22 protein-coding genes and 1 riboswitch are annotated in these 26350 nt (G+C 57.9%); of the genes, 10 read left to right on the forward strand and 12 right to left on the reverse strand.

What is annotated here, in order from left to right; genetic code table 11:
- Positions 1–183: 183 nt before the first annotated feature.
- Entirely contained in the window at positions 184–525 is a 342-nt protein-coding gene (locus PV407_RS22545; RefSeq protein ID WP_332092253.1) for a winged helix-turn-helix transcriptional regulator, read from the reverse strand.
- Between the two features lie 206 nt (positions 526–731).
- Here PV407_RS22545 and PV407_RS22550 point away from each other — a divergent pair, with 206 nt between their 5' ends.
- The 3 genes from PV407_RS22550 to PV407_RS22560 all read left to right on the forward strand — a co-directional run bounded on the left by PV407_RS22550 (position 732) and on the right by PV407_RS22560 (position 2898).
- Positions 732–1901, forward strand: coding sequence for an MFS transporter (locus PV407_RS22550; RefSeq protein ID WP_332092254.1), 1170 nt, complete (start codon positions 732–734; stop codon positions 1899–1901).
- 157 nt (positions 1902–2058) lie between these two features.
- Complete coding sequence (locus tag PV407_RS22555) at positions 2059–2325, forward strand: tetratricopeptide repeat protein (RefSeq protein ID WP_332092255.1); 267 nt, start codon at positions 2059–2061, stop codon at positions 2323–2325.
- An 84-nt stretch (positions 2326–2409) separates the two neighbouring features.
- Entirely contained in the window at positions 2410–2898 is a 489-nt protein-coding gene (locus PV407_RS22560) for a J-domain-containing protein (RefSeq protein WP_332092256.1), read from the forward strand.
- Positions 2899–3010: 112 nt separating this feature from the next.
- Here the strand turns inward: PV407_RS22560 and PV407_RS22565 are convergent, their stop codons facing one another.
- The 3 genes from PV407_RS22565 to PV407_RS22575 form a co-directional block, all read right to left on the reverse strand.
- Positions 3011–3817: a DUF2935 domain-containing protein gene (locus PV407_RS22565; RefSeq protein WP_332092257.1), complete on the reverse strand. Its 807-nt coding sequence runs from the start codon at positions 3815–3817 to the stop codon at positions 3011–3013.
- An 81-nt stretch (positions 3818–3898) separates the two neighbouring features.
- Positions 3899–5293, reverse strand: coding sequence for an MFS transporter (locus PV407_RS22570; RefSeq protein WP_332092258.1), 1395 nt, complete (start codon positions 5291–5293; stop codon positions 3899–3901).
- A gap of 191 nt (positions 5294–5484) precedes the next feature.
- On the reverse strand, positions 5485–7074 hold the full coding sequence (locus PV407_RS22575) for a glycoside hydrolase family 26 protein (RefSeq protein ID WP_332092259.1): 1590 nt from the start codon (positions 7072–7074) through the stop codon (positions 5485–5487).
- Between the two features lie 240 nt (positions 7075–7314).
- Here PV407_RS22575 and PV407_RS22580 point away from each other — a divergent pair, with 240 nt between their 5' ends.
- From PV407_RS22580 to PV407_RS22590, 3 genes are all read left to right on the forward strand, one after another.
- On the forward strand, positions 7315–8223 hold the full coding sequence (locus PV407_RS22580; RefSeq protein ID WP_332092260.1) for a LysR family transcriptional regulator: 909 nt from the start codon (positions 7315–7317) through the stop codon (positions 8221–8223).
- A gap of 743 nt (positions 8224–8966) precedes the next feature.
- Positions 8967–10175, forward strand: coding sequence for an ABC transporter substrate-binding protein (locus tag PV407_RS22585; protein ID WP_332092261.1), 1209 nt, complete (start codon positions 8967–8969; stop codon positions 10173–10175).
- Positions 10172–11437, forward strand: a complete 1266-nt coding sequence (locus tag PV407_RS22590; protein ID WP_332092262.1) for an ABC transporter substrate-binding protein — start codon at positions 10172–10174, stop codon at positions 11435–11437. The genes PV407_RS22585 and PV407_RS22590 overlap by 4 nt, the downstream gene beginning before the upstream one ends.
- A gap of 126 nt (positions 11438–11563) precedes the next feature.
- Here the strand turns inward: PV407_RS22590 and gdhA are convergent, their stop codons facing one another.
- Together gdhA and PV407_RS22600 are read right to left on the reverse strand one after the other, a co-directional pair.
- Positions 11564–12940: an NADP-specific glutamate dehydrogenase gene (gene gdhA / locus PV407_RS22595; RefSeq protein WP_332092263.1), complete on the reverse strand. Its 1377-nt coding sequence runs from the start codon at positions 12938–12940 to the stop codon at positions 11564–11566.
- Positions 12941–13122: 182 nt separating this feature from the next.
- Positions 13123–13305, reverse strand: coding sequence for a hypothetical protein (locus PV407_RS22600; RefSeq protein WP_332092264.1), 183 nt, complete (start codon positions 13303–13305; stop codon positions 13123–13125).
- 171 nt (positions 13306–13476) lie between these two features.
- A riboswitch (cyclic di-AMP (ydaO/yuaA leader) is annotated at positions 13477–13656 on the reverse strand.
- Positions 13657–13995: 339 nt separating this feature from the next.
- Here PV407_RS22600 and PV407_RS22605 point away from each other — a divergent pair.
- A complete protein-coding gene (locus tag PV407_RS22605; protein ID WP_332092265.1) occupies positions 13996–14730 on the forward strand; it encodes a DsbA family oxidoreductase in 735 nt (244 codons plus the stop codon).
- Between the two features lie 13 nt (positions 14731–14743).
- Here PV407_RS22605 and PV407_RS22610 read toward each other — a convergent pair whose 3' ends face one another.
- Positions 14744–16039: an ATP-binding protein gene (locus PV407_RS22610; protein WP_332092266.1), complete on the reverse strand. Its 1296-nt coding sequence runs from the start codon at positions 16037–16039 to the stop codon at positions 14744–14746.
- Between the two features lie 182 nt (positions 16040–16221).
- Here PV407_RS22610 and PV407_RS22615 point away from each other — a divergent pair, with 182 nt between their 5' ends.
- From PV407_RS22615 to PV407_RS22625, 3 genes are all read left to right on the forward strand, one after another.
- Positions 16222–16911, forward strand: a complete 690-nt coding sequence (locus tag PV407_RS22615; RefSeq protein ID WP_332092267.1) for a histidine phosphatase family protein — start codon at positions 16222–16224, stop codon at positions 16909–16911.
- A 298-nt stretch (positions 16912–17209) separates the two neighbouring features.
- A complete protein-coding gene (locus tag PV407_RS22620) occupies positions 17210–17659 on the forward strand; it encodes a MarR family winged helix-turn-helix transcriptional regulator (RefSeq protein ID WP_332092268.1) in 450 nt (149 codons plus the stop codon).
- 5 nt (positions 17660–17664) lie between these two features.
- Entirely contained in the window at positions 17665–18204 is a 540-nt protein-coding gene (locus tag PV407_RS22625; RefSeq protein ID WP_332092269.1) for a glutathione peroxidase, read from the forward strand.
- A gap of 158 nt (positions 18205–18362) precedes the next feature.
- Here the strand turns inward: PV407_RS22625 and map are convergent, their stop codons facing one another.
- From map to ilvD, 5 genes are all read right to left on the reverse strand, one after another.
- On the reverse strand, positions 18363–19109 hold the full coding sequence (map, locus tag PV407_RS22630) for a type I methionyl aminopeptidase (protein ID WP_332092270.1): 747 nt from the start codon (positions 19107–19109) through the stop codon (positions 18363–18365).
- Between the two features lie 116 nt (positions 19110–19225).
- Complete coding sequence (locus PV407_RS22635) at positions 19226–21424, reverse strand: PAS domain S-box protein (RefSeq protein WP_332092271.1); 2199 nt, start codon at positions 21422–21424, stop codon at positions 19226–19228.
- Between the two features lie 246 nt (positions 21425–21670).
- Positions 21671–22435 carry an SDR family NAD(P)-dependent oxidoreductase gene (locus PV407_RS22640; protein ID WP_332092272.1) on the reverse strand — a complete coding sequence of 255 codons (765 nt, stop codon included), beginning with the start codon at positions 22433–22435 and terminating at the stop codon, positions 21671–21673.
- Complete coding sequence (locus tag PV407_RS22645) at positions 22432–23946, reverse strand: M81 family metallopeptidase (RefSeq protein WP_332092273.1); 1515 nt, start codon at positions 23944–23946, stop codon at positions 22432–22434. Before PV407_RS22645 ends, PV407_RS22640 begins: the two co-directional genes overlap by 4 nt.
- A 61-nt stretch (positions 23947–24007) precedes the next feature.
- Positions 24008–25744, reverse strand: coding sequence for a dihydroxy-acid dehydratase (gene ilvD, locus PV407_RS22650; RefSeq protein ID WP_332092274.1), 1737 nt, complete (start codon positions 25742–25744; stop codon positions 24008–24010).
- Positions 25745–26350: the final 606 nt, after the last annotated feature.

The raw sequence follows: 26350 nt of genomic DNA on the forward strand, positions 1-26350 counted from the left end.
AGCCTCAGACCACGGCTTCGAGGAAAGGCGGATCGGCCGACCGGCCGCCGCTTCGCAGCTCGACAGCGATTCACACCCGCTGCGCCGCCGCAAAAAAGCGCCGCTGCTTGGCCGCACGGCCTCGAACCGTAACCGGAACCCGATCCGAATCGTTCCGCGACCACGGTGCCGTGAAGCCCTCCGTTAACCGACGTCTCCGCCGCGTTTCCCCCACTTCGTCGCCCAGCTGTCCATCGCGGCCACCACGTTGTGAAAGTCGGCGCCTTTGTCGGTCAGCGAATATTCCACCGTTACGGGAACGGTCGGAAACACTTCGCGCCTGACGATGCCGTTATGCTCCAGCAGCCGGAGCGTATCCGTCAGCGACTGCGTTTTGACGACGGCGACGTCGCGCTGCAGCTGCTTGAACCGTTTCGGTCCTTTGAACAGCTCGGTAATGACGAGGAATCCCCATTTGGCGCCCATAATTTGCAGCACTTCGCAAATGCTCGGCTGCTCTTGAAGCGGTTCCGAGGCGGAACTCATTGTGCATCCCCCTCACTTCCTTTTAGTAAGCGAGTCAGACGAAACGGACTACGTCCAACCGTTTTGCCTTCTTTCGCGTCTGCGGCGGCCTCTATATAATGACTTACAAGCGGTCCGCGCAAACCGCCCTAACACCCGGTACGGGAGTCCCGCACGTGCTAGCCGTCCTGCTCCCATTATACCGCAAAGCGAAAGGATTGAAACCGATGAATCGTCGTCTTGTCGTCTATTTGCTCGCCTTGGGAGCTTTCATAACGGGCACGGCCGAACTGGTCGTCGCCGGCATGCTGAACGTGATCGCGGACGATCTCCATATATCCGTCGCCGCCGCCGGGCAGCTTATATCCGCCTACTCGCTTCCGTTCGCCATCGGCACGCCGATACTGATCGCTTTAACCGCCCGAATGCAGCGCAAACGGCTCATTATCGCTTCGCTGGTTTTGTTTACGTTCGGCAGCCTCGTTTCGCTGTGGAGTCCGAATTATACCGTCTTGTTCGTCTCCCGGATCGTCCTCGGCATAAGCGCCGGCATTTATTCCGTCGTCGCCGTCGGCTCGATCGCGAAGCTCGTTCCTCCCGAGCGGATCGGCAGCGCCGTCAGCCTGATCGCGCTCGGCTTCGGCTTCGCCATGGCGCTCGGGGTGCCGCTCGGTGTCGCCGCCGCGAATGCGGGCAACTGGCGGGCCATCTTCGCCGTCCTCGGGCTGATCAGCCTGATCGTAACGTTCGCGCTGCTTCGCCTGCTGCCGCATGTCGAAGGGGACGCGCCGGTGCCGTTCCTGCGCAGATTCGCCGTACTGGGCCATCCGGTCGTCGCGAGCGGGCTTCTCATGTCGCTGCTGCTCAATGCGAGCAACTCCGCCATGATGACGTATTTGGCGCCGTATTTGCAAAACGTCGTTCATTTGCGGACGGCGGAGGTCGGCTGGTCGATGCTCGCGTTCGGCGTGTTCGGCATCGCCGGATCGCGGCTGGGCGGCTTCGGCGTGGACCGGTGGGGCGCGGTCCGCATCATCGCCGTCTCGCTGTCGCTGTCGGCGGCACTGCTGCTTGCGTTGCCGCTGTTCGCCGCCTCCGCGCTTCTCGGCTTGCTTTTGATCGCCCTCTGGTTTACGGCTCTGTTCATGAACGCGCCGGCGCTGCAAACGTATTTCATCCAGCAAGACCCGGAGTCCGGCAACCTGGTGCTCGGGTTGAACCTGTCGATCGTCCATTTGGGCATCGCGCTCGGGGCCGGAGCCGGCGGAGTCGTCGCGGACGCCGCTTCGACCGTCCAGTATAACCCGTGGACCGCCGGCTTGATCGCGGCGCTCGGATTGGCGGCGGCCGCCGCATCGTTTTCGATGCGCCGGCGCATCGCCCCGAAGCCGGCGTGACGCGTTCGGTACGATCCCGCGGAACCCGGCGTCCGCGAACCTCGCCGACTGCTATTACCGGCTCGGCGACCGGGCGAAAGAAACGGAAATCACGTTCCGAACGTTCGAGTACGACATTCCGCGCCCGGAGGCGTGCTGCCGGCTCGGATACTATTTTTTGGAGCGCGAGCGGTTCGCCCAGGCGATTTTTTGGTACAGCTTGGCGGCCGATTACAAGCCGAACGGCGAAGAGTCCGTTCAATATTCCTGGTTACCGCATATGCAGCTCGGTCTTTGCTTTTTTCGGATCGGCGATTACGAACGGTCTTACCGCCACAACAGAATCGCCCACCGGTATATTCCGGACGACGAAGGCATCGTCCAAAACTTGAAGCTGCTGGAGAGCATACTCGGAGCATCGAATACGCGGAATCAATTGTCATAATTTTCTCACAATTCGCAGCGGCAAACGGCGCGGAAACGGCTATAATAGCAGTGAAATCGAGTCGGCAAAGAAAGGATGATGCGCATGACCGTCTGGTTCCGCCGCAACAAATCCGGCAAAATCGAAGCCCCGTTCGTCCCGACGGGGCCCGCCCCGACGCCCGTCGGCGGCGAAGTGTACGAGAACGCCGCCAGCACCATTATCCAGGAGCGCCGCATGCAGCATTGGATCGACGAAGCGATCCGCGATTGCCAGAAGAACGGCGGCTTGGACCATTTGAGCGGAAAAGGAAAGCCGATCGATGTGCCGACCGGCGACATCATGAACTCCATTTTGAAAAACGCCAATTACTTGCCCCCATGGCTGGAGCTGCAGCACGAAATCCGCGACGACATCCGCGCCCTGCTTCGCCATTGCGACGAGGCGAGCGACGACCCGGGGTCCATCCAAACGAAGCTCGATGCGATCAACAAAAAAATCGCCCGGTACAACACGATCGTCCCGACCCCCGTCCTGCAAAAAGGACGGCTTCACGCCGACTCGGTGAGACGGCAGGCGAACTCCTGGGAGTAGAAGCGCGCGGCGAACGCTACCGGCGCGATCCCCGTTGACGAAGAGGCCGCCGGTACGCGCGAACGCATACGGACGGCCTTGCTCGTTCCCTTCGTCTTCGGCCGAATAGCGGCTACGCCTCCACGCGCTCCGACGTCGGGTCGCAGTTCGGCTTTTCGAGATCGGACACCTCGGACAGCTTCGTCAAATAATAGCATTCCTCGCGCGCCATATGGTCGGCCATCAGCGGCGCGATCGTCCCGAGCAGCTCCTTCGAAATGTCGAGCTCCAGCAGCTCGTGCAAAAACTTCATAAACAGCAGCATCTCCATCTTCACGTCGCTGCCGAACTTCGCCAGCGCCGGAAACCGTTTGACGTTCGTCCGCAAATAGCCGGCCATCTCGACGGCCTTCAAATAAAAATGCTCGAACTGCTTGCGATACGCCTCGCTCTCCTGCTGCAGCTTCTTCTCGGCCATGTCGAGATGCCCCGTGATCGACGCCGCATGGCCGTACGCGTCCTGAAGCCAGACGAGATGGTAATGGAGCGGATGATACAACGGCGCGGGACGGCCCGCCGAAAGCTCGCGAAGAACGCGCTCGTACTCCTCCAGCTCGTTCACCATATGATTCAAAAAGCTCGGCGACAGACCGATCGAAATCGTGCCGGTCAAATGCCGCTGCAGCAAATGAAGCTTGAACGCCCGCAGCTCGGCGGTCAGCCCGGAAGCGGCCGCGTTCAAGGCCGTCAGCCCGGCGCCCGCGAGCGGCTTCCGCGCTTGCCCCAGCAGCTTGTCGTACTGCGCGACGAATTGCTCGGCGCGGGCGATCTCCTCCGTCTCCTTCGGCGCCAACGCGTCCCGGATAAACCGGCTGTGATCGCCGAGCACTTGCAGCCAAAAGCGGTGCTCGAACAGCGCCGATTGTTCGTATGTTGCCATCGCAGGTCCCTCCGCACTCGATTTGGTACATTGTATGTGCGGATGCCCATCTTGATTCGCGACGAGCCGTTTCGCCGCGGCTTAGGCGGACGCGCTCTCGCCCGTCTGCCGTTCCTTCGGCACGAGACGTCCGGCGACCGTTACCGCCAGACACATCACGAAGCAAACCGCGAACAGCGCCCGGATCGGCGCGCCGAACGATTCGCCGTCCCCGGCGGACGAGCCCATCGAGCCGACGAGCAGCGTCGCCAGCCCGATGCCGGCGATTTGCCCGAGGTAGCGGACCATCGCCAGCAGACTGCCGGCAAGACTGCTCTTCGACGCGGGAGCCGCGCTCATAATTTCGGCGTTGTTCGTCGCGTGGAACAGCCCGATGCCGACGCCGAACGCCGCCAGCTGCAAGCCGACCGTTACCGGCGTCACGCCGCCGGGCAGGGCGACGAACAGCATCGAAACGGCGCAGCACAGCGAGCCGAGCGCGATCGGCGCCGCGCCGCCGTATTTGTCGCGGAACCAGCCGGCGAACGGCGCGACGAAGCCCATGACAAGCGGCTGCAGCATGAGCAGCGCCCCGGTCGCCCAAGCGGAATAGCCGAGCTGGCTTTGCAAATAAAACGTAACCGGAATAAGCGTCGCCGTCTGCGCCAGGTTGATCAGAAACGACCCGGCGTTGCCGAGCCATACGTTCCGCCGGCGAAACAGCTCCCGGTCCAAAATGCCGTAATCGATCCGCCGGCTTTGCAGCCAGAGGGCGACCAGCAAGGCGGCGCCGATCGCCCCTTCGACGACCGCTTCCGCCCGAAACGCAGCGTTGGCTTTGGCCGATTCGGCCGCCATCATCAGCAGGCAAGCGCCCGCCGCGAGCAAAAACGAGCCGACGAAGTCGATCCGCGTTTTGGAGGAGCCGCCCGTCCCGCACGGAAAAAGGCGAAGTCCGAGCACGCAGGCGACGAGCGCGATCGGGACGTTGATCCAGAACAGCACGGGCCAGTCCGCGAACTCGAGCAGCAATCCCCCCAGCGCGGGGCCCGAAAGCGTGCCGATCGAGATGACGACCGCATTGACGCCGAGCGCCCGTCCGCGCTCATGGTCGGGAAACACTTCGCGCACCATCGCCTGGCTGTTCGCCATAATCATCGTCGCCCCGACGCCTTGCAGGCAGCGCGACAGCAGCAGCGCGGCGAAGCCGTGCGAAATCGCGATGAGCAGGGAGCCGATGCCGAACACGAAAAAGCCCAAGCTGTACACTTTGCGCCGCTCGAGCCTGTCGGACAGCTTGCCGAGAAACGGCAAAAGCGCGACCATCGTCAGCAAATAAACGGTCGCGACCCAGCCGATTTGCGCCAGCGTCACCGAAAATTGCTCGGCCATCACCGGCAGCGATACGTTGACGATTCCGACGTCCAACGTGGAAATTAACGTTCCCATATTGACGATTTGCAGGATGGCCCATTTATTGGCCGTTTTGGTCGACATGGCTGCATTCCTTCCCCGGAGCGGTCCCCGCCGAGCCCGCGCCGGATCGGTGAAACCCCGCCGCGGGCATAAGTCTCTCGCCTGATTGTACATCCGTCCGCTCCGATTGAAAAGAACATTTCGCGAAAAAAACGACGGCGGAAACCATTACCGGACAAAGCGGCGTCTATACGGCCGATTGCGCCGGCGCCCTATTTTCCCGCGCCGTTCCAGCTTACGGTGCGATGCCCCATCAGCTCGTTTTTGCCGTTGTAGGCCGCGAACACGATCGGCTTCGCCGGTTCGAGCTTCGAGAAGTCGAGCTCGAGCTCCCACGGCATCTCGTACGATACGGCGAGCCGCGTGTCGCCCTGCAGCGCCGCGACGGAATGCGGCTGGATGTCCATCGGCAGCTTCGCGTACACGAACAGCTTCCGCTTCCCCTGCAGCCCGGACGCCTGCTCCAGCGGCACGTAGCGAACGGCGCCGTCCGACGCGCTCCCTTGTCCGATTCGGTTCAAAAAGTAGTCGCTTTGGATCAGCCTGCGGTACATGTCGTACATGAGCGGATTTTCTTTCAGGTCATAGATGTGGTCGCCGTTCAGCGTCTCGGTTCTCGTCTTGCTCATATTGAAATACGTCATCGCCTTCACCTGCGGAAACATGCGGGGCAGGAAGCCGTACAGGTTGCCGAGCTGTCCTTCGGCCCATTTCGCGTAGCTCGTGTTCGTCGTCCGGTAGTAGTGCGATACGGCGCCTTCGGAAATCATGATCGGCTTGTGCGCGTATTTGTCGTACAGCGGCTTGAAATAATCGATCACGTTTTTGCTGAAATCTTCTTCTCCGGCGAACAGCGGGGTCGCATAAAGCGAAAACCCGACCCAATCGACATAGTCGTCCCCGGGATAATAGTCGTCGATATTCGTTTGCGGCCAAAAGTTCGGCGACCACACCATCGCCACGTTCGGCGCCTCTTCCTTCATGATCCGGGCGATCAGCCGGAACTTCTCGATATATTTGGCCGGCTCGTCGTACCACGGCACCCAGGCCCCGTTCATTTCCGACGCATAGCGCAAAAAGATCGGGATGCCCGACTCCTTCGCCTGGCGCGCGAACGATCTGACGTACTCGTCGTCCTTGATGCTGTCGAGCCCGTAATGCGGCTCCCAGCCGATCTGCACCGCTCCGCCGCCCGCCGCCTTGACGCTCGAGACGAGCCGCGTCGGGAAATAGTTCCGCGTATCGTTTTCGTCCTTGCGCCATCCCGAATACGTCAGGCCGATCGGGTGATAGCGTCCGAACGTCGGCTCGACCGACGGCCAATCGAAGATGCCGAACATGCCCAAGTATACGCCGGACAGCGGCTCGAACTTGGCCGGTTTCCGGGAGGTATCCGCCGCAACGGCAACGTAGGGCGCCAGCGCGACGGCGTCGTTTTGCGCCGGAGGCGTCTCGTCGTAAAACCGTCGGTCCTTCCGCTCGTCCTTCGCCCAATAACCCTCGGAAGCGGCATACCATTCGGCCGCCTCGCTTTCCTCGCCGACGCTGCGGTAATAGGCCGCTTTCCGGTAAGCGTAATCGGCCGCGACGCTCCATTTGCCGGCAAGCTCCGCTTCCTTCAGCCGTTCGTCCCAGCGCCGCAAAAACGCGCGATCCGCCGGCTCGTCGGCCGCCTGCTCCTTCATCGTCTGTTCGACCGGGTCCGGCTTTTGCCTGCCGCTCTCCGCGAACAGCAGCCCGCACGCGCAGCCGGCGGCCAAAATGCCCGCGATGACGGCCCCTCTTCCGTACTTTCGACGCATGCCCGACTCCCCCTTCGGCAACGAATGTATTGTAGGCTAGATTATTTCTGCTAATGTTGTTTGCCGTTCTATTATACTATGAGTCCGAGCCGCTTATCACGTTCGCATGCGCTTTACCGCCGCATATCCGATAAAACCGATAGGAAGTGGAGATGTTTTCATACGGCCCGGTTTAGTGTACAATAAGGGAAAGCGCTAAACCTAACATGGCATGATAACTAGTGGCGGTGATTGTCAAGAGTGGAATTAAGGCAGATCCAATATTTTATCGAGGTTGCGAAGCTGGAGCACGTTACCGAGGCGTCCTACGTGCTGCACGTTGCGCAATCGGCCGTCAGCCGGCAAATATTCAAGCTGGAGGCGGAGCTCGGCGTCGATCTGTTCGTGCGCGACGGACGCAAAGTGCGGCTGACGCCGATCGGCAAAATGTTTCTCGGCCATATGGAACGGGCGCTGGAAGTGATCGAGAAGGCGCAGCAGGAGATCGAAGATTTTCTCGATCCGCAGCGGGGCACGGTCAAGATCGGATTCCCGAGCAGCCTCGCATCGCATATGCTGCCGATGGTCATCTCCGCGTTTCGCGAGCGTTATCCGAACGTGCAGTTTCAGCTGCAGCACGGCTCGTACCGGGAGCTGATCGATTCGGTCGCCAAAGGCTCGCTGAATTTGGCGCTGATCGGTCCGGTACCGAAGGGCGGCAAGCAGATCAACGGCGATACGCTGTTTTTGGAAAAAATCGTGGCGCTCCTGCCGGCCTCCCATCCGCTCGCCGATCGGCCGACGTTGAAGCTGAGCCAGCTGCGGGGCGATATGTTCGTTCTGTTTCCGGAAGGATTCGTGCTGCGGGATCTCGTGATCGACGCTTGCGAGGCGCAAGGCTTCGAGCCGAAAATTTCGTTCGAGGGCGACGATATCGACGCGATCAAAGGGCTGGTGGCGGCCGGTCTCGGCATCACGCTGCTGCCGGAAATCGCGCTTAACGACAATATTCCCCGTTCTACCGTTAAAATTCATTTCGAGGATCCGCAGGTGACGCGCACGGTCGGCATCATTACGCCGGCGAGCCGGGAGCTGCCGCCTACGGAGAAGCTGTTCTACGATTTCATCAAGACGTTTTTCGTCAGCGTCGGCAAATTCAATCACGAATAAAGGGAATGGAGCGCAGAGCGCGTCCGTTCTTTATTTTTTGGTTCTGTTAAATGTCTATACGAATTGGGATTTTATACCTAAGAATGAAGGGACATGATATAAAGCGCCTAATAGAAAGGAATCAAAGAACTATTTTTCCAAATATTGTTGAGAAAATTCCGAATTTTTGCTAAATTTTTCTTACAATTATTACTTGCTTAACTTTTAGCGCAGTACCAGCTTATGCGGCACCTACAGGTGATACTCAATTGTATTTATCGAGCGCTTCTGGTCCCTTGGCCTCCTATTCAGACATATACGGTGATCAGTACTACAATCTGTTGAAAATTGCCCATAAGGTCATCAAAGATAATAACACTGCCTTCCCATTATTTGAGCAATCATATAGCAATACCAATGTAAAGAACCTATCATCAGGAGTAAATTATCATACTTGGGATCCAGATTCTAGTTACAGAGCCGAGGGTTCTTTTGAAGCAATACAGAACGGGGTAACAGTCTGGACCCATAATGATGTTGACAACACGCTTTAACAGCAAGACTGGAATCTAGTAATCATTAGACAAGGGGGAGGCAACTCCCCTTGTCTATTACCAAGGTGATGAAATGAATAGAACTAGGATGTCCGTTGTAATCATACTGCTAACGATCAGTTTCTTGTTAAGCGGTGCTGGAAAACGCCGTCTCAAAAGGAATCGCCACATTCTTACCTGAATAAAACAAACAACTCTTTAATTAAAATTATGTATTTCAATAACGATACATTTTACAGTGACTACGGATTTTGGTTAAAGCAGGAGTTTCCGAATATCCAATTCGAAGTCGTTTCATCTGAAGAAGCCATAAAGAAAAATGATAAACAGTTACTGTTTGAAATCATAGATAAAGAGAAGCCTGACATGATCTCGATTGATCACAGTATATTTGAAGTACTGATCCAACGAGGGATGTTACTGGATTTGGAACCGTTAATCCTTCGCGATAAGTACAATATCGAGCAATTCGTTCAGCCTGTTATTGAATATTTAAGGCATGACGGTAAAGGGAAATTGTTTGGATTAACACCGATATTTAACAGCCGCGCATTATTCTATAATAAAACGCTGTTTGACCGTTATCAAATCCCTTATCCGAGCGAACGAATGACATGGCTCGACGTTTTTGACACGGCCAAACGATTTCCGAACAGTGAAGTTTTCGGATTTGAATATCGTTTAAGCGACTTTAATCCGATGATACTGGTAAATGAGATTTTGTTGACCCATGGTTTGTCCTATTGGGGACCGAACTCGCAAAAATTAGTTCAGAGCAACTCCGATTTTGAAGCGATCATGGATTTGGTCATAAACGCCTATCAGGAAGGCTATATTTACAGCTCGGAGCACCAGGACAACGAAACTGTACATGTTGCTGCCGACGCCCCTTCGGAAGGAATGTTTTTATCGGGAAGAGCAGCTATGACATACGGAAATTATTATTTTTTAAACGATATAGAAGCTGCGAGCTTTAATAAAAGAGCTTCATTTGACTGGAGTATCGTTCCCGAGCCTGTCGACCGCGACCATATAGATTACACATACAATTATGTTCTTTATGATGTCTTTGCCGTTCACTCTACTACCCGAAATCAAGATGTCGCTTGGGAAATTTTGAAATATATCCACAGCGAACAATCGGCCAAAAACATATCTTTATCCGCTAACAGCGGAGGACTTTCAACGCTACGGAATTTTGTTACAGATAAATGGGGAAAATCGCTCTCAGCCTTTCATCAATTGCATCCGCGATTGGACGGCGAAGTAAAAATTCCGTTCAACAATGATTTGGCAGAAACGGCGAAAAGGGCAACCCTTGACCGGATGAGAGGAACGATCACCTCTAAAGAGGCATGGAATCAAATTTCCGCCGCTGTTGAGGAACAATATGTAAAGCGCTACAAGGAGGCACCATGAACGCGAGACGAATCTTCGTCATTCTTTGCTTGATCGCATGTTTCGGATCCGGGTGCAAAAAAAATGAATCTCCAGATGTAAAAATAAACTTAAATGAACAATATGAAATCACTGCATTGCATTACAATGATCAGGAATTTATAAGTAAGTACGGTAAATATTTCATGAAAAAATTTCCCAATATCAAGCTTATTGTAATCCCTTATCCACCAGTTCGTCCTAACGAAGATATTGTTGCGATTATGTCTGAATATGTCAAAAAGCATAATCCCGACATTTTATTCATACCCAACTACGGAGTTTATCGCGCCTTCGCGACATCCGGAAAACTGAGCTCTCTCGATGAATGGATAACAAAAGACCGATATCAATTGGATGATTATCATCAGGGTGTTTTGGATGTCCTTCGGTCGGCAGATGAACGATATATGTATGGTTTATCTCCAACCTTTACCAGCAGAGTGTTGTTTTATAATAAGGAGCTTTTCGACAGCAACCACATCCCTTATCCTCGCAATCATATGACATGGATGGAACTGATCAAGCTTGCATCCGCCTTTAAGCAGGGAAAAGGATTGGAGTTGGAATCGCTTAAGAACTATGATTTGATAAAGGAACTAGGCACTCGACAAGGGCTAACCATGCTTAACAACGACGGCACCGGTGCAAAGTTAAACACCCCTGAATGGAAAGGGATATGGGAGACTGCCGCAACGGCATACCGGTATCAAAACCTGCAAACAAGCAATCCCGATGGACAATCATCCTTCCTTTTGGGCTCCAGCGCTATGCTTCTTGCGAACAGTTATTATATGGAGAGCATTCCTTCTTCCATTTCATGGGGAGTCGTTACGGAACCGGTAGACTCGAACCGTGCGAAAAGCTCCTATTCGCTTTATCCGGATAGCATATTTGCGATTCATGCACAAACGGATGAACGAAACAAACCGGCAGCTTGGGAGTTTATAAAATATATCAATAGCGAGGAAATGGCCTCCATCTTGCTCGAAGAAAGACCGAATACGCCAACATCCAGGAAAAATGCTTTCTTGCAGCATAATGACAAGGAAAATGCGAGTGCATTATACGACTTAACTTCATGGACAAGGCCCGTATTGGAGAAGGTTCCTCAAAAATTTTTCAATTCGTTGGAACCTATTGCCGAGGAAAAATTGGACGGAGTCATATCGGGCAATTTCACCGTTGAGGATGCTTTAATGGATTTACAAGCTGAAGCAGACAAGATTTTAAGTGAAAAATAAGGAGCTTAACGTTAAAGAGCCGCCCTAATCGGGCGGCTCGTGACGTGAGCGAAGTGCAAGGGGCGGGCTGTCGACCGCTCGCCACAATGATGAACTTCGAAGCTGAACGTCGCTTTCAATGACCTTTTACACGACGCCGTGCAAAATCATCGCGTCGGCCACTTTCAGGAAGCCGGCGATGTTCGCGCCGACGACCAGGTTTCCGGCATGGCCGTATTCTTCCGCCGCCTTTACGCTGCTGCGGTAAATGTTTTTCATAATGTGATGCAGCTTGTCGTCCACTTCGTGGAACGACCACGAGTAGCGCATGCTGTTTTGCGACATTTCGAGAGCGGATACGGCTACCCCGCCCGCGTTCGCCGCTTTGGCCGGTCCGAACAATACGCCCGCCTTCAAGAAGACGTCGATCGCCTCGAGCGTGGACGGCATGTTGGCGCCTTCGCCGACGGCTTTTACGCCGTTAGCCACAAGCAGCTTCGCCGATTGCTCGTCGATTTCGTTTTGCGTCGCGCAAGGCAGCGCGATATCGCAAGGAATCGACCAGATGCCGCTGCAGCCTTCCGTATAAACGGCGCCCGGATGCTCCTTCACGTACTCGCTGATCCGTTTGCGCTCGACTTCCTTCAGACGCTTCACCGTATCGAGCTTGATGCCGCTCGGATCGTACACGTAGCCGTTGGAATCGCTGCACGCCACCACTTTCGCGCCGAACTGCTGCGCCTTTTCGATCGCATAGATCGATACGTTGCCGGAGCCGGAAACGACGACCGTGCTGCCTTCGAAGCTTTCCCCGATCGATTTCAGCATTTCGTCGACGAAATAGACGCAGCCGTAGCCGGTCGCTTCGGTACGCGTCAAGCTTCCGCCGTACACGATGCTTTTGCCGGTCAGCACGCCCGCTTCGTTGCCGCTGCGGATCCGCTTGTACTGGCCGAACATGAAGCCGATCTCTCTGGCGCCTACGCCGATATCGCCGGCAGGCACGTCCACGTCCGGACCGATGTACCGGTACAGCTCGGTCATGAAGCTTTGCGTAAAGCGCATGATTTCGCCGTCCGATTTGCCCTTCGGATCGAAGTCGGAGCCGCCTTTGCCGCCGCCGATCGGCTGACCGGTGAGCGAATTTTTGAAAATTTGCTCGAAGCCCAAAAATTTGATGATGCTCGCGTTAACCGACGGATGGAAGCGAAGACCGCCTTTATACGGTCCGATCGCGCTGTTGAACTGAACGCGGAAGCCGCGGTTTACCTGCACGTTGCCTTGGTCGTCGACCCACGGCACGCGGAACGTGATCAGCCGCTCCGGCTCGACCATCCGTTCCAAAACGCCGTGCTTCATATAATGAGGGTGTTTCGCGAACACCGGCACAAGAGACTCGACAATTTCTTTGACCGCTTGATGGAACTCGCTTTCGTGCGGATTCCGTTTCACGACGGTTTCGTAAACGCCTTGTACATATTGCTGAGCCGCGGTCGTATCCAGCTCGGTTTGAACAATCGCCATTTCGTATCCCCTCTCTATCCGTAAGAAGATGATTCCGCAACATATCGATGCTTCATCCAATACATGTATCTTATTATGCGAACGAGGGCATATACAATGCGTGATTTAGATGAACTTCATGCCATTTCGAGATAACGGAACCATGTCCGCTCCGGCTTTCCGGCATGAGACCCTATCGGACTTTATTGGACCCATACGGAAAAAACGGATGCCAGCACGATCGCTTGCGCAAGCGAAAAGGCGACCATCATCCGCCAATCGTTCCTCGCGAACGGTCCGCCCCGCGAAAGCCGCAGTCCTACAAAAGGAATAAGCAGCAGTCCGAGCACAAACAATAAGATAAAGCTGACGACAAAAACGTACATGGCCGAAATCCCTCCGGTTGTCTCGTAATAGCCGAAATCTCGAAAACTAGCCTGCGTCTTCCGGACGGCGGCCGACGGATTTTCGCCGGCGGACGCAAAGAAGCCGCAGGAAAGAGGACCTTTCCCGCGGCTCCGTAAGCATGGCAAAGAAGCCATGGTATGAGCGAAAGCGGTGCCTCTCCTAAACGCTTGCGAGGTTAGCTGACGGATTCGGGCGTTGGAGTCGCCCTACGCTTCGTCTGATGTTCGGACGGTTGCGATTCACCCCGTGAAACCGACGCCGGATTGGCGTCATGCGGCTTCTGTTGGTTCCCCCGTTCCTGCTGTCGCAGAATTCAGCGATCGTAGACTTCGAATATGGTATGAATCATACTCTTCGCAGCGCCGCCTGTAAAGTGCGATGAGAAGCGAAAATAGCCGATTTAACCGGCTCCCGGCCGGGAAGGCAGCGGTTACAAACGGCGCAATCGGTCCATTGCTCCCGTTATCGGCTTGGCCCTCGCTTATTCGCAAACCGCCGCGGCCCCGCTCGGGTGCGGCGATCGCGCCTCTTTTTGGAAACGCGCGCCCGTTTGCTTCGTCGCCCGTTTATTGACTTGCGGTCAAGGGAGACCTATACTGAATTGAAATCGTTACATGTAACCATACCGGTTACCGGAAGCGAAACTAGCAAATCGAGGAGCTGATCGCATGAAAGTGGAAATATGGTCCGATTTCGTTTGCCCGTTCTGCTATATCGGCAAACGGCGCTTCGAGCAGGCGCTGGAGCGGTTTGAGCACCGCGGCGGCGTCGAAGTCGTTTATCGCAGCTTCGAGCTGGACCCGCGGGCGAAACGGGACCCGGCCGGGGATATTCACGATATGCTTGCCGCCAAATACGGCATGAACCGCGAACAGGCGAAAGCGATGAACGCGAATGTCGGAGAGCAAGCGAGAACGGTAGGGCTCGCCTACCGTTTCGATACGATGAAGCCGACGAACACGTTCGACGCTCACCGGCTGGCGCATTGGGCCGGCCGGCACGGCAAAGCGGAGATCATGACGGAAAGGCTGCTGAAGGCGTATTTCACCGATTCGGCGCATATCGGGGATCGCGAGACGTTGGCACGACTTGCCGCGGAAGTCGGGCTCGACCGCGAGGAGGCGGGCCGGATGCTTGCCGGAGAAGAAGGCGAGGCCGACGTTCGGGCCGACGAACGGGAAGCGCAGACGCTTGGCGTCCGGGGCGTTCCGTTTTTCGTCATCAACCGCAAATACGCGATATCCGGCGCCCAAAGCGCGGATCTGTTTCTCGATACGCTGATCAAAGCGTGGGACGAAGAGCATCCGCTTACGTTCGTCGGCGATTCGTCCGGTTCGGCCGAGGCGGGCTATTGCGAAGGCGGCGCCTGCGCGATGCCGGGCGATTCCGAACGCGACCGTTGACGCCGGGCGGGCGTTACCCGCCGTCTGCGCCCGCAGCCGTTTGCGCGGGCGCTTCCGCGCGCGGGAACGACAATACGTACTTCGTTCCTTTTCCGACCTTGCTCTGAACGCGTATCGTCCCGTTCATGTTTTTAATGATGCTGAACGACACCATCGTGCCGAGCCCGGTCCCTTTCTCCTTCGTCGAATAATACGGCGTGCCGAGTCTGGCGATTTGGTCCGCGGTCATGCCGACGCCGGTATCGCTGATCTGGATTGCGATGCGGCCGTTATGCTCGCTGACGGAGATATCCAGCACCCCTTCCCCTTTCATCGCCTCGATCGCGTTTTTGCCGATATTGATCAGCGCCTGCCTGAATTTATATTTGTCGCCGGCGATCCAGAGCGGCTCGTCCTCCACCCCGCAAACGATTTCCACATTTTGATAATTGGCGTACGACAGCAAAATATTGCGGATATAGCCGATTTCCGCGCCGATTTCGATCGGTTCGTTCGTTTCCAGACCGGGCTTGGCGAGCGTCAAATAGTCCGATATGATCAGCTGCGCCCGGTCCAGCTCTTCGAGGCATATTTTTTCGTAAAAGCCGCGCTTTCCTTCGTCGAGCCGTTCCTCGCCCAGCAGCTGAATGAACCCTCTCACCGACGTCAGCGGATTGCGAATTTCGTGCGCGACCGAAGCGGCGATGTCGCTGACGATTTTGATCTTCTCGCTGTTGATCACTTCCTGCTGGATGTACAGCACGCTGCGCAGCCGTTCGAAAAGGAGCACGTACAAGGCGCAGACGACGCTTTGAAACACCATGATGAAAAACGTCGACACATATTTCGCGTCGATCAGCGATGCTATGCCGTCGTTCAGCGCGGTGTACGACACCAGCGAAAAAACCCGGATCGCCAAAAACAGCGTCGCCGCCGCAATCATTTTGTGGCGCAAGCCGAGCGCCATGTACCGGCGTATGTAGATATAGACGATCAGGAGTGTGGGAAGCAGCGAAACCGCATAAACGAGCTGGTTCGGATTGTTTTGCAGGTAGCGGAACAGGAGCAGGACGGCGTACAGCGCGCAGGAGACGTGGAATCCGCCGTACAGCGATCCGATCGTAAGAGGAATGGCGCGGAAATCGAAGATCAGTCCGTGAATGTTGATCGGCAGCGACATCGCGAAGACGATCGCCAGCGAGAAAAAGAAAAAATATAAGGTGCGGTTATACACGAGACGGTTGTCCGTCCGATGAAAGAACGGGTACATGAAAACGGGAAAAAGAATAATCGAGATGTTCAGGAAAAATTCTTTCAATATCGTGAGCATAAAGCCTCCCGTTTGAAGCGATATGGCTGCCTGTACCATCATAACACAGATTCGCTGTATACGCTTTCGAAAAAAAGCCCTGACGTGGATCGGAAACGGGCTCCCGCTCTCAGTTCCGGCTTAATAAGTCGAAATTTTTCGCGATATCGAGTATCGCTTCGTCCGTTACGAAGCTCGCGGTCATGGTCGCCGTATCGACGACGGCCATGCAGCCGGAAAGCTCGATTGTAACGAATTCGTGCAAGTCTCTCCATGCCGGAATATGGTACACTTATTGGAACATCCGAAGGGAGGGAACGGCGATACTTACGACGGTTTACTTTATCCGGCACGCGGAATCGATTTATACCGACGGGAACGAGCGGGAGCGCGGCTTGACGGACAAAGGAAAACGGGACGCGCTTCGCGTGCGCGACCTGTTGGCGGACCGGCCGATCGAGGCGGTCGTGTCGAGTCCGTACCGAAGGGCGATCGATACCGTACGGCCGCTCGCCGACGCTTTGGGCAAACCTGTCGCCATCGAGGAACATTTGCGGGAACGGCTCGCCTCGGGAACCTCGTTCGGCAAAGACGAATTCATGCAAGCGAAGAAGAAGCTGTTCGAGCAGCCCGACTTCTCCTTCCCCGGCGGGGAATCGAGCGAGGCGGCCGGACTGCGGGCGGTCCGGATCCTCGCCGGGCTCCTCCGCGAGTACGAAGGCAGGACGATCGCAATCGGCACGCACGGCGACATCATGACGCTCATGCTGAACCGGTACGATCCCGGATTCGGCTATCCGTTTTGGACGAGCTTGACGATGCCCGACATTTACCGGCTCGAGTTCGACCGGGAAGGCAAGCTGCGGCAAACGACGCGGCTATGGCCGGAATGAGGCCGCTCGTTTACCCGACGGACAAATCGGTGCCGACGACGCCGATGGACGTTCATCGCGGCGATCTATTTCCGCTTGCCTGCCTTTCGCCGAATCGGTCGTCCGATTCGGCGATTCTCCTCCCGCTTCGTCTCCAATCGAGCCCTATTTATGTTATATTTCTTCACATTATAACAAGCGGTAGTGAGAATGGGAATGTATTTTTTTGTGCGGTTTGACGCCATACGGTTCGCTATGTTAGTATCGAATTGTATACAATTTAATGTAACGCAATTGATGTCGCGATACGGAGGCTGTCATGAACCGGGATGACGCGCTGAAACTGGACAACCAGACTTGCTTCGCCCTGTACGCCTGCTCCCGCGAGATGACGAAGCTTTACCGCCCGTTTCTGAACGAGCTCGGCATCACGTATACGCAGTACGTCGCTCTTCTTGCGCTATGGGAGCGGGACGACGTTACCGTCAAACAGCTCGGCGAGCGGCTTTATCTCGATTCGGGGACGCTGACCCCGCTGCTGAAAAAGCTGGAAGGCGCAGGACTCGTCGTCCGCGCCAGAGACCCGCTGGACGAGCGCAACGTCCGGATCCGCCTGACGGAACGGGGCGAGAAGCTGAAGGAGTCGGCGTACGACGTGCCGAATAAAGCGTTATGCCGGGCGGGCGTTCCGGCCGAAGAGGCGCTGCGGCTGCGCGAGGCGCTCGCCGACTTGCTGCGCCGCCTGAGACAAACGACGTTGGAGGAATGATACGCATGGGAGTTTACGATTTTACGGCGAAAACGATTCGCGGAGACGAAATCGGGCTTGACAAGTATGAAGGCAGCGTGCTGCTTGTCGTCAATACGGCCAGCAAGTGCGGCTTTACCCCGCAATATGCCGAGCTGCAAAAGCTGTACGAACGGTACAAAGACCGCGGCCTGGTCGTTCTCGGCTTTCCGTGCAACCAGTTCGGCGCCCAGGAGCCGGGATCGAACGAGGAGATCCATACGTTTTGCCAATTGAATTACGGCGTTACGTTCCCTCTGTTCGACAAAATCGATGTCAACGGGCCGGAGCGGCATCCGCTGTTCGCTTATCTGACCGAGCAGGCGCCTTTCGAAGGATTCGATCCGGAAAGCCCGCGAGGCGGAAGGCTGACTTCGATGCTGGAGCGCGAGGGCAAGCTCGCCGGCAACGATATCAAATGGAATTTCACGAAGTTTCTCGTCGACCGGAAAGGAAACGTCGTCGGGCGTTTCGAATCCCCCGTCGAGCCGGCCGACATTGCGCCGGCGGTCGAAGCTTTGCTGTAACGAAGTCGGACGCGCGCAGACGCGAACCGAAACGGATGAAGCCTTCGAGCGGCTGCGAAAAAAACTCCCCGTTTCGTTTGAAAACGGGGAGTTCGTCATTTCCAACGTATCGCCGCCGCATCGGCTCGAATAGCGGCCGGCAACGGCCCGATCCGGCTTTACTGCTTCGTCAAAATAAGCGGACCGTCCGCCGTAATCGCGATCGTATGCTCGTACTGCGCGGACAAGCCGCCGTCCGCCGTCCTTGCCGTCCAGCCGTCCGGGTCGAGCTTGCTGTGGTACGTGCCGGTATTGATCATCGGCTCGATCGTGATGACCATCCCTTCCTTCAGCCGCACGCCGCGTCCCGGCGGCCCGTAATGGGGCACCTGCGGCTCCTCGTGCATCTGCTGGCCGATGGCGTGGCCGACGAAGTCGCGCACGACGGAAAACCCTTCCGATTCGGCATACGTTTGGATCGCATGCGAGATGTCGCCGATCCGGTTGCCGACGACCGCCTGCTCGATCCCGAGATAAAGCGACTTTTTCGTCACGTCGAGCAGCTTCCGCGCCTCGTCGCTCACGTTGCCGACCGCGTACGACCACGCGGAATCGGCGAGCCAGCCGTCTATATTCACGACCATGTCGATGCAGACGATATCGCCGTCCTTCAGCGCCGTTTCGCTCGGAAAACCGTGGCAGATGACGTCGTTGAGCGACGCGCACGTCGCGAACGGATATCCGTGATACCCTTTCTGCTCCATCGTGCCGCCGCCTTGGCGAACGAAATCTTCGGCGAATTTATCGATTTCCAGCGTCGTGACGCCGGGCCGGATCATGCCGGCGATCGCCCGGTGACAGGCGGCGAGCAGCTCGCCCGCCCGGTGCATTTTCGCGATTTCTTCTTTCGTTTTGATAACGATCATGCCGCGCCTCCTGAAAACGGAAAGCCAGAAATGCGCCCGGCATTTCCGGCTTTCGATCATTGATAGCTTTTATTATAAAAGGATATCGTCCCGAACACAAATGAGCGGAGCCCGTTTTACGGCTCGACGGGCAAGCTGACCTCGATCGTCGTCCCGACGTTTTCGACGCTGCGCACCGACAGCTCGCCCCGATGGTTTTCGATAATCCGCTTGCTGACCATAAAGCCGAGGCCGGTCCCTTTTTCTTTGGTCGTGTAAAACGGCTGCCCGAGCTTGCTCAGCAGCGTCTGCGGAATGCCGCATCCTTCGTCCGCGATGCTGACCACGATCCGGCCGCGCTCCGGCCGGCGAAGACGCACCTCCACCTTGCCGCCTCCGGGCATCGCCTCGATCGCATTTTTAATAAAGTTGATCCATACCTGCTTGAGCTGGTTTTCGTCGCACGAAACGACCGCCGGACCGCGCTCGAAATCGGCCACGATCTGCACGTTGCTCATGATCGCCTGCGAATCGAGCAGCGTCATCACCTGCGTGAGCAGAAGCCCGACGTCTTTGCGGTCGAACGCGGCCGTTTGCGGCTTCGCAAGCAGCAGCAGCTCGCTCAAAATCGTTTCGATGCGGGCGATTTCCGAGGCGATAATATCGAAATACAGCTTCCTTTCCTTGAAGCCGGAGTTCATCAGCTGGATAAACCCTTTGATCGCGGTGATCGGGTTGCGAATCTCGTGGGCGATTCCGGCGGCGAGCTGTCCGGCGATCGACAGCTTCTCCCGGTTCATCATATGCTCCTCCGCCGCTTTGCGCTCGGTAATGTCGCGGAGCGAAACGGAATAGCCGGCGATTTGGCCCGCATCGTCCCGGAGCGGAAACGCTGTCAAATTGACCTCCAGCTTCGAGCCGTCCTTGCGCAGCCGGGTCGTTTCGTAGCTGAGAATCGAATGGCCGGCGTTCAGCCGGGACAAATTCCGTTCCAGCTCGGCCAACAGCCCGGGCGGAACGAATTGCAGCTCGTAGACGTGCAGGCCGACGATTTCCGCCAAGCTCCAGCCGAACGTCCGCTCGAACGACTCGTTCACCTGGGCGATCCGGCTGTCCCGGTCCAATATCATTATCGGATCGACGTTATGGTAAATGAACGATTCGAGACGGTCCTTCGTCGTCCGGAGCTCGTTTTCCGTTCGCTTGCGATCGGTGATGTCCCGCCAGACGGCCAATACTTTGTCCGGCTCTCCCCCGGCCTTGCGGACGATTTTCACGGCCGATTCCACCCAGATGCAGCATCCGTCCTTGTGAACCGCCCGGAACGTATGCGTGCTCGTATCGCGGCTCCTGGAACGGCCGACGGGCATGCCGAAGGCGTCCGCATCGTCCGGATGGATAAGGCTCGACAGCGGCTTGCCGACGACTTCTTCCGGCCGGTAGCCGAGCATCCGTTTCACCGCGGGCGAAGCGTACAAGCAGATGCCGTCCGTCCGGCAAAACGTAATCAAGTCGAGCGAATTGTCCGAGATGAGCCGGTACATCATTTGGCTTTCCTGCAGCTTCTCCCAAAGCTCCTTCTGCTTCGTAACGTTTCTCGACATGCCGTGCACCCCGACGACTTGCCCGTCCATGACGATCGGAATGCATGTAACGTCGAAAACGACCCGTTCGCCGTCCGCGCCAATCCCGACGGATTCATAACGCTGCGGGACGCCCTTCGCCGTTTCGCGGAACCGGTACTCGGTATCGGCGAGGCAGTCGGGAGCGGTCAGCGATTTGAAATGAAGCGGCCGCGATTTGAACTCGTCCGGTTTGACGCCGAACGTCTCTTGAAACGCTTCGTTCGCCAGGACGACGTAACCGTCCATATCGAGCGAATAGATCAAATCCGGATGGTGATCGAACAGCGACTGGTAGCGGAGCTTGCTTAAATTCAGCTCCATCTCCGCCTCCTTTTGCCGGGTAATGTCGGTCATTTGCGAGACGAATATAACGGGGGCGTCTCCTTCGTCGCGGATGAGGCATGTCCGGATTTTCACCCAAACGGTATGACCCCGCCGATGGATGTATCGTTTTTCGAATTCGCGGCACGCGATCCCGCCGCCGACCATCTCGGCGATATGCCGCCGGCTTTCCTCGACATCGTCCGGATGCGTGATCGAGAAAAACGACCGCCCCGTCAGCTGCTCCGGCGTGTAACCGACGATCGCGCCAAGCGACTCGTTCACCCGAATGAGCTTGCCGTCCGTCGCGACGACGGCCATCGCGATCGGGGCCTGGAGAAACGCGAGATGGTACAGTTTATCGGTGCAATGACTAGGTTCCAAGGACATGGCGAGACTCCTCCGCGTTTTGGCATTCGTGATACATTGGTTCGCTGACGGTTCGCCTTTTTCCTTCGTATCGATCCGGTCGCGGTCGTAAAAATTTTCCAAAACCCGGTTCCGGCAAATCGATGCGCAAAGAGCGGCCAGCGCTGAACGCGCCGCCGCTGCGAAGGAGGAGTTTGGAAGGAGGAAGCCTGCACGGACCGGCCGAAATCGCGCAACAGTACCGATAGCACGCACGCGGCAGGCGGGTTAATGCATCATCCACCCGCCGTCGACGTTGATCGTTTGTCCCGTCGTAAAATCGCTGTCCGGAGACGCCAAATACAAAAACGCGCCGACGATGTCGGGCGGCAGCTGCCGCCGCGGAATCGACTGCGCCTCGGCCAAAAAGAGGCGCGTCTTCTCCCGCTCTTCGGGATCGGGCATGTCGAGCAGCTCCTGCTCGGTCATGACCGCACCCGGCGATATCGCGTTTACCGTAATGCCGTGCATGCCGACTTCGCGGCTGAGCGCGCGGGTGAAGCCGATGACGCCGCCTTTCGAGGCTACGTAATGGACGAATCCTTTTTGCCCGCTCCAAAACGTGACCGAGGAGACGTTGATGATTTTGCCGTAGCCTTTGTCGCGCATATGGGGAAAAACGGCCTTGCTCGTCAAAAAGCACGACTTCAGGTTGACCGCCTGCACCCGGTCCCATTCGTCGCCGGTAATGTCGTACCACGGCTTGCGCGGATAAATGCCGGCATTGTTGACCAAAATGTCGACGCCGCCCCATGCGTCCCCGACGCGCCGAACCATCGCGTTCACCTGCGCTTCGTCGCTGACGTCCGCGCGTACGGCGAGCGCCTCTCCGCCTTCCGCCTCGATCGCGGCTACGACGTCCTGCGCCTGCGACTCCGGCCCGATGTAATTGACGGCTACCCTCGCCCCTTCCTTCGCGAAGGCGAGGCATACTTCCCGGCCGATGCCGGTCGAGCCCCCGGTGACGAGCGCCGTTTTTTGCCTCAGTCTCATTGCGGTTCATCTCCTTTCGAGGTCGGGAAGTCATCGAACGGGTACATCGGCCTCGGAATGCGCTTGAACGGGAGACCGGCCAAATTGGCCGTGCTCGCTCCCGGCGTGTCGAGAATATAGATGCGGTCGGTCAATTTTTCGTATTCGGCGCGAAACTGGGCCGCCGATTTGACGAGCACGAGATCGGCGTCCGCCGGCTCCAGTCCGACGCTCCGATACATGGCCGGATCGCCGGTAAACGTCGGGCGCTCCATCAGCAGCAGCGACACGGCGCCGATTCGCACGACGGCGCAGCGGCCCATGTTCGCTTCGAGTCCGGCGACCGTGCCGCCGCCGAACCGGAACTTGCCGTCGCCGACGCGGGCGACCGTGCCTTCGATCGCGAGCGGCTCTCCGTACGCGCGGCTGATCGAGTGGCCGACGCGCAGCTTGACGGCGCTCCCTTCGCCTGCGGCCGCTGCCGCCATCGCCGCTTCGGGGTCGACCATCGAAAGCAGGCAGCTCCATTTCCGGTCGGCGCCGAGCCGAAGCAGCTCGCGCAGCACGTAGTTGCTGTCGCCGGGCGAGCCCGCTCCCGGACTGTCCGCGGAGTCGGAGACGACGATCGGGGCGGCGGCGCGGCCCGGGCTTGCGCCGGCTTCCAGCAGGGCGGCGACTTCGTCCACGCGGCGCAGCCCGATGCGGAACCGGTCGCGCTTGCTCCACATCAGCGCGGCGAGCCGCTCCGCCTCCGCCTCGGCTTTGCCCGGATCGTCGTCCATGACGACGACGGAGCAGCCCATTTCGGCGACGTCGAGCCACGGCTGCACGAGAAAGAGCGACGCAAGGCCGGAGCGGCCGTCCCTTTCGCCGGCGAGCGCCTCGGCCCACAGCTCGGCCATCGGCCCGCGCGACGTTTCGTGACGCTCCGCCGGAACGATCATCGGCACTTTTTTCATCCGCAAATGCGGCTTCGTTTCGCCGCGGACGATCCGAAACAGCAGACGGGCGGCGCGGCGTCCCGTTTCCGCGTAATCGGTATGCGGAAACGTCCGGTAGCCGACGATGCCGTCGACGAGCCGGACGATGCCGCGGGTGACGTTGGCGTGGGAATCGAGCGTCGCGACGATCGGCACGTCCGGCCCGACCCGGCTGCGGATCAGCCGCACTATTTCTTCGTCGGCGTCGTCGTTGTCTTCGGCGACCCATGCGCCGTGCAGCGAAAACAAAACGCCGTCGCACCCGCCGATCGCATCGAGCCGTTCGCTCAGCAGCCGCTTCAGGTCGTCCAGCGTCCGGCGCGGAACCGGCCCCGACGACACGGCCTGCGTGAACAGCGTCGGCGCCAGCTCGACGTCCGGCCCTTCCGCGGCGGCCGCCTGCAGGAAGCCGGCCAGCTCGTTGTCCGCCTGCTGCGGCTCCAGCAGCTCGCCGCCGAGCTTAAAATAGTAGTTCCGGAAATCGCTCAGCTCGCTGCGCGATTCGCTGAACGTATTGCTTTCTTGAATGAGTCCGCCGATCGCGATTTTCATTCCGCGTTTCCCCTTTCGCGCCGATCCGCCGAAACGTCCGGCCGGTTTGTCGTTCTCGCGCTTACGGCTGCGCGGAGGCGCCTTCGAGCGCCGGCCGGGCGAGCCGCGTATATTGGCCGAGCGCGCCTTTATGCTTCTTGACGGGGCGCTTCCATTCCGATCTACGTTTCTCCAGCAGGGCGGCGATTTCCTGCCCGTCCGCCGCATCTTCGCCGTGCAAACCGACGATATCGAGCCGACGGTTCGGAATGTCGATGCGGATCGTGTCGCCGCTTTGAAGCAGCGCGATCGGTCCGCCGTCGAGCGCCTCCGGTCCCAAATAGCCGATGCACGGCCCGCGGGTCGCGCCGGAAAACCGGCCGTCGGTGACGAGCGCCGTCGTTTTCGATAAAACCGGGTCGGAGGCGATCAGCTCCGACATGAAAAACATTTCCGGCATGCCGGTCGCCCGCGGCCCCTGATACCGGATGACGATGACGTCCCCCGGCTGCAGCTCGCGGTTCATATACGCCTGCACGGCATCGCTTTCGCTGTCGAACACTTTCGCCGGCCCTTCGTGCTCCATCATTTCCGGCACGACGGCGTTTTGCTTGACCGTCGCCCCGCCCGGGGCCAGATTGCCCTTCAGCAGCGCCATCGAGCCTTCCGTTTTCAACGGCTTCGAGAGCGGATAAATGACGTCCCGCCGGTTCAGCTTGTAGTTGGCCAAAAACATTTCCGCGTAGTTCGGCATCTCGCTTCGCCCGAATTGCTCCACGTTTTCGCCGACCGTGCGGCCCGTAACCGTCAAGCAGTCCAAATGCAGGTGCGCTTTCAGCTCCTTCATGACCGCCGGCACGCCGCCCGCATACCAGAACAGCTCCGTCGGGTATTTGCCCGCCGTCTTCGTATCGACGAGCACCGGAATGCGGCGGTGAATGTCGTCGAACCGTTCCGCCGTCAGCTCGATGCCCGTTTCGCGGGCGATCGCGATCAAATGCATGACCGCGTTCAGCGAGCCGCCGATCGCCGAATGGATCATGATGGCGTTTTCAAACGCTTCCTTCGTCAATATGCGCGACGGCGTGATCCCCTTCTTGTGCAGCTCCATGACTTGCTGGCCCGCCGCGCGCGCCATTCGGCGGATTTCGGCGTTCGTCGCCGGAATGAGCGCCGACCAGGGCAGCGCGAGGCCGAGCGCCTCGGCCATCGCCTGCATCGTCGCCGCGGTGCCCATATATTGGCAGGCGCCGCATGTCGGACAGCAAGCCCGCTGGAACGCCAAAAACTGCTCCTTCGTCATTTTATTTTGCTTCACGTCGACGCTCATGTGCCACAGCTCTTCGTTCGATTTCATGCACGGCCCGGCCCCCATCGCTCCGCCGGGTACGTGAATCGCCGGAATGTCCAGACGGGCGATCGCCATCAGATGGGCGGGCACCGCCTTGTCGCCGGCCGAGCTGAGCACCATCGCGTCGAACGGCGTCGCCATCGCGTGAATTTCGACCATCGAGGCGATAAAGTCGCGGGATGCCAGCGAAAAGTTCATCCCTTCGTGCGCCTGCGCGATGCCGTCGCAAATGTCGGTCGTCGTATAAACGGCCGACTTGCCTCCGGCCTGCAGCACTCCTTTTTCCGCTTCCGCGACGAGCTCGTGCAAATGGTAGGAGCTCGGATGGCTCGAACCGGCCGTGCTTTCGACCAGCACCTGCACTTTATCCAAATCGGCGACGGTCCAATCCATCGACATGCGGAGCGCGTCGCCCTCGAAACTTATTTTGCGTACCGCCTGACTGCGTACTTCCCCTTGTGCGCTCACTGCGTATTCCCCTCTCGATTCATCTCCAAACGATGCTGTCACATCCAGTATAAAGGATGGTGTATGATTGTCAACAATATTACCGAAAAAGATGAGCCTGGCTGGCGGCGGCAGTGCGGCCGCTCGGCCGCGGCTCCGCCGGCGCAGCGGGCGTAGTGCTCCTTCGCGCTCTATCCGCGCCCTTTCGACACGTTCGCCAGGCGGTTAATGCTCTTCCGCACACTAGCTCGTCCTCGCGGTTCGGCCGCGGCTTCGCCGACGCGGGCTTAGTGCTCCTTCGCGCTCTATCCGCGCCCTTTCGTCCCGCTCGCCGGGCGAATAGCGCTCTTTTGCGCACTAGCTCGCCCTCGCCGCTCGGCTGCCGCTCCGCCAACGCGGGCTTAGTGCTCCTTCGCGCTCTATCCGCGCCCTTTCGTCCCGCTCGCCGGGCGAATAGCGCTCTTTTGCGCACTAGCTCGCCCTCGCCGCTCGGCTGCCGCTCCGCCGACGCGGGCTTAGTGCTCCTTCGCGCTCTATCCGCGCCCTTTCGACACGTTCGCCGGGCGAATAGCGCTCTTTTGCGCACGATCCCCACTCCCCGCCCCGGCCAGGCTGCCGCATAACTCC

The organism is Paenibacillus sp. GYB003 (genome assembly GCF_036577625.1).
Classification (GTDB): Bacteria; Bacillota; Bacilli; order Paenibacillales; family NBRC-103111; genus Paenibacillus_AB.

Excerpts from the sequence above, each read along its gene's own strand:
- PV407_RS22545 (WP_332092253.1), bottom strand. The coding sequence starts at position 525 with ATGAGTTCCGCCTCGGAACCGCTTCAAGAGCAGCCGAGCATTTGCGAA.
- PV407_RS22550 (WP_332092254.1), top strand. The coding sequence starts at position 732 with ATGAATCGTCGTCTTGTCGTCTATTTGCTCGCCTTGGGAGCTTTCATA.
- PV407_RS22560 (WP_332092256.1), top strand. The coding sequence starts at position 2,410 with ATGACCGTCTGGTTCCGCCGCAACAAATCCGGCAAAATCGAAGCCCCG.
- PV407_RS22565 (WP_332092257.1), bottom strand. The coding sequence starts at position 3,817 with ATGGCAACATACGAACAATCGGCGCTGTTCGAGCACCGCTTTTGGCTG.
- PV407_RS22570 (WP_332092258.1), bottom strand. The coding sequence starts at position 5,293 with ATGTCGACCAAAACGGCCAATAAATGGGCCATCCTGCAAATCGTCAAT.
- PV407_RS22575 (WP_332092259.1), bottom strand. The coding sequence starts at position 7,074 with ATGCGTCGAAAGTACGGAAGAGGGGCCGTCATCGCGGGCATTTTGGCC.
- PV407_RS22585 (WP_332092261.1), top strand. The coding sequence starts at position 8,967 with ATGTATTTCAATAACGATACATTTTACAGTGACTACGGATTTTGGTTA.
- PV407_RS22590 (WP_332092262.1), top strand. The coding sequence starts at position 10,172 with ATGAACGCGAGACGAATCTTCGTCATTCTTTGCTTGATCGCATGTTTC.
- gdhA (WP_332092263.1), bottom strand. The coding sequence starts at position 12,940 with ATGGCGATTGTTCAAACCGAGCTGGATACGACCGCGGCTCAGCAATAT.
- PV407_RS22600 (WP_332092264.1), bottom strand. The coding sequence starts at position 13,305 with ATGTACGTTTTTGTCGTCAGCTTTATCTTATTGTTTGTGCTCGGACTG.
- PV407_RS22605 (WP_332092265.1), top strand. The coding sequence starts at position 13,996 with ATGAAAGTGGAAATATGGTCCGATTTCGTTTGCCCGTTCTGCTATATC.
- PV407_RS22610 (WP_332092266.1), bottom strand. The coding sequence starts at position 16,039 with ATGCTCACGATATTGAAAGAATTTTTCCTGAACATCTCGATTATTCTT.
- PV407_RS22615 (WP_332092267.1), top strand. The coding sequence starts at position 16,222 with ATGGTCGCCGTATCGACGACGGCCATGCAGCCGGAAAGCTCGATTGTA.
- PV407_RS22620 (WP_332092268.1), top strand. The coding sequence starts at position 17,210 with ATGAACCGGGATGACGCGCTGAAACTGGACAACCAGACTTGCTTCGCC.
- PV407_RS22625 (WP_332092269.1), top strand. The coding sequence starts at position 17,665 with ATGGGAGTTTACGATTTTACGGCGAAAACGATTCGCGGAGACGAAATC.
- map (WP_332092270.1), bottom strand. The coding sequence starts at position 19,109 with ATGATCGTTATCAAAACGAAAGAAGAAATCGCGAAAATGCACCGGGCG.
- PV407_RS22635 (WP_332092271.1), bottom strand. The coding sequence starts at position 21,424 with ATGTCCTTGGAACCTAGTCATTGCACCGATAAACTGTACCATCTCGCG.
- PV407_RS22640 (WP_332092272.1), bottom strand. The coding sequence starts at position 22,435 with ATGAGACTGAGGCAAAAAACGGCGCTCGTCACCGGGGGCTCGACCGGC.
- PV407_RS22645 (WP_332092273.1), bottom strand. The coding sequence starts at position 23,946 with ATGAAAATCGCGATCGGCGGACTCATTCAAGAAAGCAATACGTTCAGC.